At 68.7% G+C, this 11,966-nt stretch carries 8 protein-coding genes; 7 read left to right on the top strand and 1 reads right to left on the bottom strand.

Translation table 11 applies throughout. The features are described from left to right. Window positions 1-261: 261 nt before the first annotated feature. From ACXAFN_RS14960 to ACXAFN_RS14935, 6 genes are all read left to right on the top strand, one after another. Entirely contained in the window at window positions 262-2,235 is a 1,974-nt protein-coding gene (locus ACXAFN_RS14960; protein WP_474989859.1) for a sigma-54-dependent Fis family transcriptional regulator, read from the top strand. A gap of 257 nt (window positions 2,236-2,492) precedes the next feature. Beyond that, on the top strand, window positions 2,493-3,662 hold the full coding sequence (locus ACXAFN_RS14955) for an isovaleryl-CoA dehydrogenase (RefSeq protein WP_474989857.1): 1,170 nt from the start codon (window positions 2,493-2,495) through the stop codon (window positions 3,660-3,662). Between the two features lie 112 nt (window positions 3,663-3,774). Beyond that, window positions 3,775-5,382: a carboxyl transferase domain-containing protein gene (locus ACXAFN_RS14950; protein WP_474989855.1), complete on the top strand. Its 1,608-nt coding sequence runs from the start codon at window positions 3,775-3,777 to the stop codon at window positions 5,380-5,382. 131 nt (window positions 5,383-5,513) lie between these two features. Next, window positions 5,514-6,344, top strand: coding sequence for an enoyl-CoA hydratase/isomerase family protein (locus tag ACXAFN_RS14945; protein ID WP_474989853.1), 831 nt, complete (start codon window positions 5,514-5,516; stop codon window positions 6,342-6,344). Further along, the gene (locus ACXAFN_RS14940) at window positions 6,341-8,416 is read left to right on the top strand and encodes an acetyl/propionyl/methylcrotonyl-CoA carboxylase subunit alpha (protein WP_474989851.1); all 2,076 of its coding nucleotides are present in this window, start codon (window positions 6,341-6,343) and stop codon (window positions 8,414-8,416) included. The genes ACXAFN_RS14945 and ACXAFN_RS14940 overlap by 4 nt, the downstream gene beginning before the upstream one ends. A gap of 256 nt (window positions 8,417-8,672) precedes the next feature. Beyond that, a complete protein-coding gene (locus ACXAFN_RS14935; RefSeq protein WP_474989849.1) occupies window positions 8,673-9,572 on the top strand; it encodes a hydroxymethylglutaryl-CoA lyase in 900 nt (299 codons plus the stop codon). Between the two features lie 289 nt (window positions 9,573-9,861). On the opposite strand, the gene ACXAFN_RS14930 is transcribed toward ACXAFN_RS14935, so the two are convergent. Next, window positions 9,862-10,515 (bottom strand): TetR/AcrR family transcriptional regulator, encoded by a 654-nt coding sequence (locus tag ACXAFN_RS14930; protein WP_474989847.1) that lies wholly within the window; start codon window positions 10,513-10,515, stop codon window positions 9,862-9,864. Between the two features lie 93 nt (window positions 10,516-10,608). Between ACXAFN_RS14930 and fabF the strand changes: the two genes are divergently transcribed. Next, complete coding sequence (gene fabF, locus ACXAFN_RS14925; protein ID WP_474989845.1) at window positions 10,609-11,874, top strand: beta-ketoacyl-ACP synthase II; 1,266 nt, start codon at window positions 10,609-10,611, stop codon at window positions 11,872-11,874. Window positions 11,875-11,966 lie beyond the last annotated feature (92 nt).

Below are 11,966 nucleotides of genomic sequence, written 5' to 3'. Positions count from 1 at the left end.
GGAACGGTCCCGCGACTGGCCACGCAACTCGCTGAAAAGCAATGAAGAACCCACCACTCGGCGGCGTGGCGAGAGCGTCGCCGCCTCGCCACGACGTGACAGCTGTCACCCGTACGCCCCGCCGGGCCGCGTTACAGCTGTAATGCCCCGACCAAGGGCGAAGCCGGCACCGATTGACTCCCGCCCGTGGCGGCATAGGCTGACAAGAGCACGCCCGATCATCACAAGAGCCGCCGGCCAGGCGGCCCAACGGAGGCAGACGTGGCTCTGCACGCCGAGCAACGCCAGCACATCGAGACCCTGATCCGACTCGGCGAAGGCCGCGACGCCGAACCGTTCGACTATCGGGACGTGATCCAGCGCTCGTGGCAGCGCTGCCTGGGCGAATACCGCCTCGACCCCGGCCGGCCGCGCCCGGTGCGCGTGCTGACCCAGCAGGCGCTGCGCGACCATCAGGAGCCGGTGGACGAACTGCTGCACGTGGCCCGGGCCGGCGTCGACCGCCTCTTCGGCCAGGTCGCCCAGCTCGGCTATGTGCTGCTGCTCACCGATCGTCGCGGCATTACCGTGGCCTTTCGCGGCCACGGCGAACAGGACCGCGCCCTGCGCCGGGCCGGCCTCTACCTGGGCGCCGACTGGGACGAGCGCTACGCCGGCACCTGCGCCGTGGGCACCTGCCTCCACGACGGCCAGGCCATCACCTGCCACCAGAGCGAACACTTCGACGCGACCCACATCGCCCTGACCTGCACGGCGGCGCCGATCACCGATCCCCAGGGCCGGGTGATGGCGGTGCTGGACATCTCCGCCCTGCAGTCGCCGCGCTCCCAGGAGAGCCAGACCTTCGCCCTGGCGCTGGTCAACCTCTACGCGCGGATGATCGAGGACGCCTACTTCCTGCATCGCTACCGGGACTGCCTGATCCTGCGCTACGACACCGCTCGAGAGTTCGTGCACCTCAACGGCCGCGGACTGATCGCCATCGAGGAGGACGGCAGCGTGATCGCCGCCAACCACGGCGGGCGCGCCCTGATCGACGAGCACCTGCGCCGCTGGCCGCCCTGGTCCGCGGACTGGCGTCCCGGCGCGACCCAGCTGTTCGACGCCGAGCTCGGCGACCTGCTGGGCATCCCCGGCGCGGGCGAGGACCAGATCCGTGCGTTTCGGGCGCGGGCCAACGACGCCACCTGTTTCGTCACCCTGCTCGAGCCGCGGGGTCGCCCGCCGGCCGCCCGAGCCCCGCGCGAGGAAGCCCCCACGCCGGTGCCGGCCCTGGACCGGTTGGCCGCCGACGACCCGGCGATGCACCGCGTGCTCAAGCTGGCCCGCCGCCTGCGCCATGAGGACGTCAGCGTGCTGATCAGCGGCGAGACCGGCACCGGCAAGGAAGTGCTGGCCCGCGCCCTCCACGACAGCGGCAAGCGCGCCGACAAGCCCTTCGTGGCGGTGAACTGCGCCGCCATTCCCGAATCGCTGATCGAGAGCGAGCTGTTCGGCTATCTGCCCGGCGCCTTCACCGGCGGGCGCGCCAAGGGCATGCGCGGGCTCATCCAGCAGGCCGACGGCGGCACCCTGTTCCTCGACGAGATCGGCGACATGCCGCTACCGCTGCAGACCCGCCTGCTGCGGGTGCTGGCCGAGCGCGAGGTGATGCCGCTCGGCGCCGAGACGCCGGTGAAGGTCGATATCCGCGTCGTCACCGCCACCCACCGCGACATGGCCGAGCTGATCGCCGCCGGCCGCTTCCGCGAAGACCTGTACTACCGGCTCAACGGCGCTCAGCTGCGCCTGCCCGCCCTGCGCGAGCGCGCCGACCGCCACCACGTGATCCGCTGCGTGCACGCCGCCTTGCAGGAGGAGCGCGGCCAGGCCTGCCACCTGCGGGCCGACGCCGTGAGCGCGCTGCTGGCCTACTCCTGGCCCGGCAACGTCCGTCAGCTCAAGAACGCCCTCGCCTTCGCCATGGCCACCGCCGAGCGTGACGAGATCACCCTGCACGACCTGCCCGAGGAGTGTCAGGCCGGGGCCGCGCCGTCCCTGCTGGTCACGACTCCCACCCCGCTCGCCTGCGCGCCCGCAGCGTCGGAGGATGGCCAGGCGCTGCTCGAGCTGCTGCAACGCTCGGCCTGGAACGTCAGCCGGGTAGCACGGGAATTGGGCGTCTCGCGGCCCACCGTCTATCGCCGCATGCGCCGTCACGGCCTGGTGGCGCCCAATCATCGGCCCGTCGGGTAAAGCGCGAGGGGCGAGAAATCAGGGGTAAGAAAATGACGTGAAGTGGCCCTGCCCCCGCCACGGTGTACTGACGCCTGTTCGCCCTCTTGCTGCTCTCCTCTTGCTGATCCCCTCTTGCTTCTATGCTCAAGGCATACGGCTTGGTGACTGCGACCTTGGTCTAGCCATTCAAAAGCTGCACTTTACGTTAACGTAAACCTATCCTAGGCTAGCCACATCGCCTCAACGGCCCACCTTACACACCACGGGAGATCGCCATGCACGCCCCCTACGCGCCCCTCGACTTCGGCCTGGCCGACGAACTCAACATGCTACGCGATCACGTCAACGCCTTCGCCCGCGACGAGATCGCCCCGCGCGCCGCCGAGATCGACGAGCAGAACGCCTTCCCCAATGATCTGTGGCAGAAGTTCGGCGACATGGGCCTGCTCGGCATCACCGTGCCCGAGGAAGACGGCGGCAGCGGCATGGGCTACCTGGCCCACTGCATCGCCATGGAGGAGATCTCCCGGGCCAGCGCCTCGGTGGGGCTCTCCTACGGCGCCCACTCCAACCTGTGCGTGAACCAGCTCAAGCTCAACGGCTCGGCCGAGCAGAAGGCCAAGTACCTGCCCAAACTGATCAGCGGCGAGCACGTCGGGGCACTCGCCATGTCCGAGCCCGGCGCCGGCTCCGACGTGGTGTCGATGAAGCTGCGCGCCCGCCAGGACGGCGACCGCTTCATCCTCAACGGCAACAAGATGTGGATCACCAACGGCCCCGACGCCGAGGTGCTGGTGGTCTACGCCAAGACCGACCCCGACGCCGGCTCCAAGGGCATCACCGCCTTCATCATCGAGAAGGGCATGAAAGGGTTCTCCACCGCCCAGAAGCTCGACAAGCTGGGCATGCGCGGTTCCAACACCTGCGAGCTGGTGTTCGAGGACTGCGAAGTGCCCGCGGAGAACGTGCTCGGCGAGCTCAACAAGGGCGCCCGGGTGCTGATGAGCGGCCTCGACTTCGAGCGCACCGTGCTGGCCGCCGGCCCCATCGGCATCATGCAGGCCGCCATGGACGTGGTGGTGCCCTATGTCCATGAGCGCAAGCAGTTCGACCAGTCGATCGGCGAGTTCCAGCTGGTGCAGGGCAAGATCGCCGACATGTACACCACCCTGAACGCCTGCCGCGCCTACCTCTACGCCGTGGCTGGCGCCTGCGACCGCGGCCAGACGTCTCGCAAGGACGCCGCCGGGGTGATCCTCTACTGCGCCGAGAAGGCCACCCAGGTCGCGCTGGACGCCATCCAGCTGCTCGGCGGCAACGGCTACATCAACGAGTACCCCACCGGGCGGCTGCTGCGCGACGCCAAGCTCTACGAGATCGGCGCCGGCACCAGCGAAATCCGCCGCATGTTGATTGGCCGCGAGATCTTCAACGAATCAAAATAAGCTGGAAGCTGAAAGCGTGAAGCTGGAAGAGTTTAAGCCCTTGATTGAGTGGTTTTTCTTCAAGCTTCCGGCTTCAAGCTTCAAGCTTCAAGCTTTTATCCCGGAGGGATAAATGAGCGTTCTGACGTCCCAGATCAACCCCCGCAGCGAGGGCTTCCAGGCCAGCGACGCGGCGATGCGCGCCGAGGTCGGCAAGCTGCGCGAGCTGACCGCCGCCATCGCCCAGGGCGGCGGCGAGAAGGCCCGCGCCCGCCACGAGTCCCGCGGCAAGCTGTTCGTGCGCGACCGCATCGACCACCTGCTCGACGAGGGTTCGCCGTTCCTCGAGTTCTCGGCGCTGGCCGCCCATGAGGTCTACGACGGCTCGGTGCCCGCCGCCGGCGTGGTCACCGGCATCGGCCGAGTGTCCGGCGTGGAATGCGTGATCGTCGCCAACGACGCCACCGTCAAGGGCGGCACCTACTTCCCGCTGACCGTGAAGAAGCACCTGCGCGCCCAGGAGATCGCCCGCAAGCATCGCCTGCCCTGCCTCTACCTGGTGGACTCCGGCGGTGCCTTCCTGCCCCGCCAGGACGAGGTGTTCCCGGACCGCGACCACTTCGGGCGCATCTTCTACAACCAGGCCACCCTGTCCGCCGAGGGCATCCCGCAGATCGCCGTGGTGATGGGCTCCTGCACCGCCGGCGGCGCCTACGTGCCGGCCATGGCCGACGAGTCGATCATCGTCAAGGAACAGGGCACCATCTTCCTCGGCGGCCCGCCGCTGGTGAAGGCCGCCACCGGCGAGTCGATCAGCGCCGAGGACCTGGGCGGCGCCGACGTCCACGCCAAGAAGAGCGGCGTGGCCGACCACTACGCCGAGAACGACGCCCACGCCTTGCAGCTGGCCCGCCGCTGCGTGGCGCGGCTCAACTGGCAGAAGCGCGGCCAGTTGGCCATGGCCGAGCCCAAGCCGCCGCGCCTCGACCCCGAGGAGCTCTACGGCATCGTCGGCACCGACCTCAAGAAGCCCTTCGAGGTGCGCGAGGTGATCGCCCGTATCGTCGACGACTCGGCCTTCGACGAGTTCAAGCGCTATTACGGCGACACCCTGGTCACCGGCTTCGCGCATATCCACGGCCATCCGGTGGGCATCGTCGCCAACAACGGCGTGCTGTTCTCGGAGAGCGCGGTCAAGGGCGCGCACTTCATCGAGCTGTGCGCCCAGCGCAAGATTCCGCTGGTGTTCCTGCAGAACATCACCGGCTTCATGGTCGGCTCGAAGCATGAGCACGAGGGCATCGCCAAGCACGGCGCCAAGCTGGTCACCGCCGTGGCCTGCGCCAGGGTGCCCAAGTTCACGGTGCTGATCGGCGGCAGCTTCGGCGCCGGCAACTACGGCATGTGCGGCCGCGCCTATGACCCCAACCTGCTGTTCATGTGGCCCAACGCGCGCATCTCGGTGATGGGCGGCGAACAGGCCGCCGGGGTGCTGGCCCAGGTCAAGCGCGAGCAGATCGAGCGCGAGGGCAACGACTGGAGCGCCGAGGACGAGGCCACCTTCAAGCGCCCGATCCGCGACCAGTACGAGCACCAGGGCCACCCCTACTACGCCAGCGCGCGGCTGTGGGACGACGGCGTCATCGACCCGGCCCAGACCCGCGACGTGCTGGGCCTGTCGCTGGCCGCCGCCATGAACGCCGAGGTCGAGGAGACGAAATTCGGCGTGTTCAGGATGTAGGCGCGCGACGCGCGAGAGGGAAGATGGAAGAGAGAAGAAGGAAGAGACGAGATAAGGTAGAGGTGCTTCTTCCTTCTTCAAGGCGCACAGCGCCGTTCTTCCCTCTTCGATCTTTTCGAAAGAGGTCTGCCATGTCACAGACAAGCTTCTCAAGACTCGAGATCGACGACCGCGGTGTCGCCCGGCTGACGCTGGAGCGCCCGGAGGTCCACAACGCCTTCGACGACCACCTGATCGCCGAGCTCAACGACCACCTGCGCCGCGTCGGTGAGCTCGCCCATCGCGGCGAGGTGCGGGTACTGGTGCTGGGCTCGGAGGGCAAGAGCTTCTCGGCCGGCGCCGACCTGAATTGGATGAAGCGCATGGTCGACTACGACTTCGAGGACAACCTCGCGGACTCCCGCGAGCTCTCGGCGCTGATGCACGGCCTGGACACCCTGCCCTGCCCCACCCTGTGCCGCGTGCAGGGCGCCACCTTCGGCGGCGCCGTGGGCCTGGCCGCCTGCTGCGACCTGGTCGTCGCCTCCGAGAAGGCCAGGTTCTGCCTCTCCGAGGTGCGGATCGGCCTGTCGCCGGCGGTGATCAGCCCCTACGTGCAGCGCGCGCTCGGCGAGCGGCAGATGCGCCGCTACGCCCTGACCGCCGAGGTCATGGACGCCGCCACCGCCGAGCGCCTGGGCCTGGTCCATCGCCTGGTGGCGCCGGACGAGCTGGACGCCGCCGTCGACGCCATGGTCGACACCCTGCTCGCCACCTCGCCCCAGGCCAGCCGCGCCACCAAGGCGCTGCTCGCCGAGGTGGCCCGCGCCCCCGACAGCAACGCCACCCGCGACCACACCTGCCGCATCATCAGCGAGCTGCGGGTGAGCCACGAAGGCCAGGAGGGCCTGGCCAGTTTCTTCGAGAAACGCCGCCCCGCCTGGGCCCCGGACGACCCATCGAACACGGAGCGCCAGAAATGACCCGGACGACCTCCCCCGACGCCCAGCGCTTCGACACCCTGCTGGTCGCCAACCGCGGCGAGATCGCCTGCCGCGTGATGCGCACCGCCCGCCGCATGGGCCTGCGCACCGTGGCGGTCTACTCCGACGCCGACGCCAACGCCCGCCACGTGCGCGAGGCCGACGAGGCCGTGCGCCTCGGCCCGGCCGCCGCCCGCGAGAGCTACCTGAACGTGGCGGCCGTGGTCGAGGCCGCGCGGCGCACCGGCGCCGGTGCCATCCACCCCGGCTACGGCTTCCTCTCCGAGAACGGCGCCTTCGTCGAGGCCCTGGACGCCGCCGGCATCACCTTCGTCGGCCCGCCCGCCTCGGCCATCGCCGCCATGGGCGACAAGTCCGCCGCCAAGGCGCGCATGTTTGATGCCGGCGTGCCGCTGGTGCCCGGCTACCACGGCGAGGGCCAGGACGACGCCCTGCTGCGCGACGAAGCCGATCGCATCGGCTATCCGGTGCTGCTCAAGGCCAGCGCCGGCGGCGGCGGCAAGGGCATGCGCGTGGTGGAATCCGGCGAGGCCTTCCAGGCCGCCCTGGACGGCTGCCGCCGCGAGTCCCGGTCCGCCTTCGGCGACGACCGCATGCTGATCGAGAAATACCTGGTGCAGCCGCGCCACGTCGAGGTCCAGGTGTTCTGCGACGCCCACGGCCACGGCGTCTACCTGTTCGAGCGCGACTGCAGCGTGCAGCGCCGCCACCAGAAGGTGCTCGAGGAGGCCCCGGCGCCGGGCATGACCGAGGCGCTGCGCCGCGAGATGGGCGAGGCCGCGGTGCGCGCCGCCCGGGAGATCGGCTACGTGGGCGCCGGGACGGTGGAATTTCTCCTGGACGTGGATGGCTCTTTCTACTTCATGGAGATGAACACCCGCCTGCAGGTCGAGCACCCGGTCACCGAGATGATCACCGGCCAGGACCTAGTGGAGTGGCAGCTGCGCGTGGCCATGGGCGAGGCGCTCCCCATGGCGCAGGAGGCGTTGACCATCACCGGCCACAGCTTCGAGGCGCGCCTCTATGCCGAGGACCCGGAGCAGGACTTCCTGCCCGCCACCGGCACCCTGACCCGCTTCGGCATGGACCTCGCCGGCGCCGGCCTCGCGGCCGAGCGGGTGCGCCTGGACAGCGGCGTCGAGAGCGGTGACGCCGTCTCCATGCACTACGACCCCATGCTCGCCAAGCTGATCGTCCACGGCGACGACCGCGCCCAGGCACTCGCCACCCTCAACCGCGCCCTGGCCGCCCTGGACGTGCGCGGCGTGGTCACCAACCGCGGCTTCCTGCAGCGCCTGGCCACCCACCCGGATTTCCGCGACGCCAAGCTGGATACCCGCTTCATCGAGCGCCATGAGGACACGCTGTTCGCCGAGCGCCGGGTGGCCCCGGAGGAGTACGCCGCCGCGGCGCTGATCGGCCTGCACCAGCTGGCCCGGGAGTGCGAGAGCGACTCGCCCTGGGACCGCCACGACGGCTTCCGCCTGAACGCCCCCCACACCATCCGCATCGCCCTGTGCGCGCCCGAACTTTCTCAAGGGCCAGCACAAGGCGCCGACGATGCCGAGAGCGTGACGGTGGTCGAAGGCAAGCGCGAGGGCCAAGGCTCGCCCTGGCAGCTGACCCTGAACGGCGAGAGCCTATCCGCCACCTATGCCGCCACCCTGGAACCGCTCGAGGGCGACGCCGTGGCGGTGACCCTGGACGGCCATCGCCGCCGGATCCAAACACGTCGCGACGGGAACGTGGTGGTGATGGTCGACCCGCAGCGCGAGACCCGGCTGTTCTGGCGGCGCATCGACGCCATCGACCACGGCCATCACGAGGCCGAATCCACCCTCACCGCGCCCATGCACGGCACCGTGGTGGCACTGCTGGTGGAAGCCGGCGCCCGGGTGGAGAAAGGCATGCCGCTGATGGTCATGGAAGCCATGAAGATGGAGCACACCATGACCGCCCCCGCCGACGGCCACGTGGACAGCTTCCACTTCGCCGCCGGCGACACGGTCGGCCAGGGCGATGTGCTGCTGGAGTTTGCCGCGGACGAATAGTGCCGAGCGCCGAGCGCCGAGCGCCGAGCGCCGAGCGCCGAGCAGTAGCATGGCCGTATCGGCGATGATGGCAATCGCCAGGTACAACTCAGGTGAGCGGCACCGGGGACAGTTCGAAGAGGGTGTCCTATGCCATGGATGGCATCGGTAGCGTACAGGGAAGTATTTACAGCGCCCCCTCGGAGAACTGTCGCCGGGTAAGCCGCGACGCGAGGCCAGATCATCGGCCCGTCTTGAGCAGGACAGGAGATAATTCATGGCATTTCCCAAGCGCGTGCGCCTGGTCGAGGTCGGCCCCCGCGACGGGCTGCAGAACGAGCCCGAGGCGATCGGAACCAAAACCAAGCTGGAACTGATCGACCGCCTCGGCGCCGCCGGCCTCGCCCATATCGAGGCGGCGAGCTTCGTCTCGCCGAAGTGGGTGCCGCAGATGGCCGACCACCGCGAGGTGATGACCGACCTCACGCGCCGCAACGGCATCGTCTACTCGGCGCTCACCCCCAACCTCAAGGGCCTGGAAGCCGCGCTGGAATGCGGCGTCGAGGAAGTGGCGGTGTTCGGCGCCGCCTCCGAGGCCTTCTCGCAGAAGAATATCAACTGCTCGGTGGCGGAATCGCTGGAGCGCTTCGCCCCGGTGCTCGAGCGCGCCAAGGCGGCCAATGTGCGCGTGCGCGGCTATGTCTCCTGCGTGCTTGGCTGCCCCTACGAGGGCGAGATCGCTCCCGCCAAGGTCGCCAAAGTATCGAAGGCCCTGTATGAGATGGGCTGCTACGAGGTATCGCTGGGCGACACCATCGGCACCGGCACCCCGCTCAAGGCCAAGCGCATGCTGGAGGCCGTGGCCCGCGACATCCCCATGGACAAGCTCGCCGCCCACTTCCACGACACCTACGGCCAGGCACTCGCCAACCTCTACGCCGTGCTCGAGGAAGGCGTGGCGGTGATCGACAGCTCCGTGGCCGGCCTCGGCGGCTGCCCGTATGCCAAGGGCGCCTCCGGCAACGTGGCAAGCGAAGACGTGGTGTATCTGCTCGACGGCCTCGGCATCGAAAGCGGCATCGACCTGGAACAGCTCGCCGCCACCGGTCACTGGATCACCCAGGCCATCGGCCGACCCAATCGCTCCAAGGCAGGCGTGGCCCTCTCCACCAAGTAACGCCAACAACGAATCTGGGTACCAACATGAAAAAGCCCCGAGTCGGCGAACCGACTCGGGGCTTTTCCATGCGGCATCGAAGAAAGATCGACTGGCGAGGACTCGTCCGAAAAGTCGGCGAGCGAAGGCTAGCCCTAGGCCCGTTCCCTACGGGCCAACGTACTTCCCACTTCCGTGTGGGTCGCAAGGCAAAAATCTGGGAAAAAGCGCAGTTTACAAGTCGTAAATGAGCATTATGACCTGATTTTTAACGCCGTATAGCCGAGCGCAGACACTTTTCGGGCATCGACTAAAAGGCGGCGCGCGCCGCCCCTAGCATATCCTCCATCTCGCTCTCCTCAACGCCGAGCATTCGCAGGATATGGCGCTGGGCGGCGTTCAGGACATGCTGGCGTTCCGCTTCCTCAGGCAGGCTCTTGGCGATGGCCACGGCGCCGACCAACGAGGCGAGAATGGCGCGGGATTTCTCGGCGATGACCTCGCGATCGGGCTCGAACGGCAGCTTCTTCAAGCGCCCCAGCGCGATGAGCCGGGTCTCCAGCATCTTCTTCACGCGCAGGTAGGAGGCCTCGAACAGGGTGCGAATCTCGGCGTTTTCATTGCCGATTTCATTGAACAGCACCGATTCCGGGCCGGGGGCTCGCTTGCGCTCCAGCTCCTGCAGGTTCCAGCAGTTGGCCACCAGGTCGGTCAGGTGCTTCACCGAAAGCGGCCCCTTGACCAGCCTGGCCGCACGGCTGCTCTCCAGGGTCTGCTGCACCGAGGCCTGATACAGCGCCTCCTTGGAGGCGAAGTGGGCATAGAAGGCCCCATGGGTCATCCTCGCCAGCTTCATGATCTGGCCGATGGAGACCTTTTCGAAGCCTCGGCGACTGAACAGCTCGATGGCCGACTTGAGGATTCGTTCCCGGGAATTCGCCTTGTGGGCTGCCGAGTAAGGCATCGCAACCTCGTCGTCACGCGACTGAATATTACCTTGATCATATATTGCCCGGTGCTAGCGTGGCGAAAACCCTGAACCGCAAGGTAAAGCGCCATGCAGTCCCCTCTCGTCATCACCGGCATGGGAATGATCAGCCCGCTCGGATGCGGCGTCAAGGCAAGCTGGGAACGGCTGGTCGCCGGCCGCTCGGGCATCGGCCCGATCACCCGATTCGATACCGGCGAGCTGCCGATCAAGGTCGCCGGCGCCGTGCCGGACATCGCCGACGACCCCGAGGCCGGGCTCGACCCGGACCGGGTGGCGGATGCCAAGGAACGCCGCAAGCTGGAGCGCTTCAGCCTCTACGCCATGGCCGCCGCCGACGAGGCCCTGGCCCAGGCCGACTGGTTCCCCTCCCAGCAGGCCGACCGCGATGCCACCGCGGTGATCGTGGGCTCCGGTATCGGCGGCTTCCCCACCATCACCCAGGCCCAGACCACCCTGACCACGCGCGGCCATCGGCGCCTCTCGCCGTTCACCGTGCCGGCCTTCCTGGCCAACCTGGCCGCCGGACACGTGTCGATCCGCCATGGCTTTCGCGGGCCGCTGGGCTGTCCGGTCACCGCCTGCGCCGCCGGCCTGCAGGCCATCGGCGACGGCATGCGGCTGATCCGCAGCGGCGAGGCCGAGGTGGCCGTGGTGGGCGGCGCCGAGGCCTGCATCGACCCGCTTTCGCTGGCCAGCTTCAACGCCATGAAGGCGCTGTCGACGGAGCGGGACGATCCGAGCCGGGCATCGCGCCCCTTCGACCGGGACCGAAACGGCTTCGTCATGGGCGAAGGCGCCGGCGTGATGGTGATCGAGACCCTGGCCCACGCCGAGGCGCGCGGGGCCACGCCCCTGGCCGTGCTGAGCGGCTACGGCACCCGCGCCGATGCCTACCACATCACCGCCGGGCCGGATGACGGCGCCGGCGCCGCGGCCGCCGTTCGGGCGGCGCTGAACATGGCCGGCCTGTCGCCGGAGGCGATCGACCACATCAATGCCCATGCCACCTCCACGCCGGTCGGCGACCGGGCCGAGATCGCCGCCCTGCGCGGGGTGTTCGGCGACGGCCTGGCCGGAGTGCCGATCTCCGCCACCAAATCGGCCACCGGCCACCTGCTCGGCGCCGCCGGTGGCGTGGAGGGCATCTTCTCCGCCATGGCAACGATCCAGGGCCGGCTGCCTCCGACCCTCAACCTCGACAGCGCCGACGACGACATGCTGGGCCTGGACTTCGTGCCCCACGCATCGCGTGAACACACCATCCAGCACACCCTGTGCAACGCCTTCGGCTTCGGCGGCGTGAACGCCGCCCTGATCCTCAGCCGGCCGTAGCGGCCGGCATCGACCGCCCCGCTCTCTCACCACGCACCCAACGACAAGCCCCCGAGCCGGAAAACCGGCTCGGGGGCTTGGTCATGCGGGGC

The organism is Halomonas sp. ABH4_019, assembly GCF_056159885.1.
Note: the sequence above shows the minus strand (reverse complement) of the source record. Positions and strands in the feature narration are given on the sequence as shown.

What these genes read in the sequence shown, in the direction of transcription:
- ACXAFN_RS14945 (WP_474989853.1), top strand. Translation starts at nt 5,514, where the DNA reads ATGTCACAGACAAGCTTCTCAAGACTCGAGATCGACGACCGCGGTGTC.
- ACXAFN_RS14950 (WP_474989855.1), top strand. Translation starts at nt 3,775, where the DNA reads ATGAGCGTTCTGACGTCCCAGATCAACCCCCGCAGCGAGGGCTTCCAG.
- ACXAFN_RS14940 (WP_474989851.1), top strand. Translation starts at nt 6,341, where the DNA reads ATGACCCGGACGACCTCCCCCGACGCCCAGCGCTTCGACACCCTGCTG.
- ACXAFN_RS14955 (WP_474989857.1), top strand. Translation starts at nt 2,493, where the DNA reads ATGCACGCCCCCTACGCGCCCCTCGACTTCGGCCTGGCCGACGAACTC.
- fabF (WP_474989845.1), top strand. Translation starts at nt 10,609, where the DNA reads ATGCAGTCCCCTCTCGTCATCACCGGCATGGGAATGATCAGCCCGCTC.
- ACXAFN_RS14930 (WP_474989847.1), bottom strand. Translation starts at nt 10,515, where the DNA reads ATGCCTTACTCGGCAGCCCACAAGGCGAATTCCCGGGAACGAATCCTC.
- ACXAFN_RS14935 (WP_474989849.1), top strand. Translation starts at nt 8,673, where the DNA reads ATGGCATTTCCCAAGCGCGTGCGCCTGGTCGAGGTCGGCCCCCGCGAC.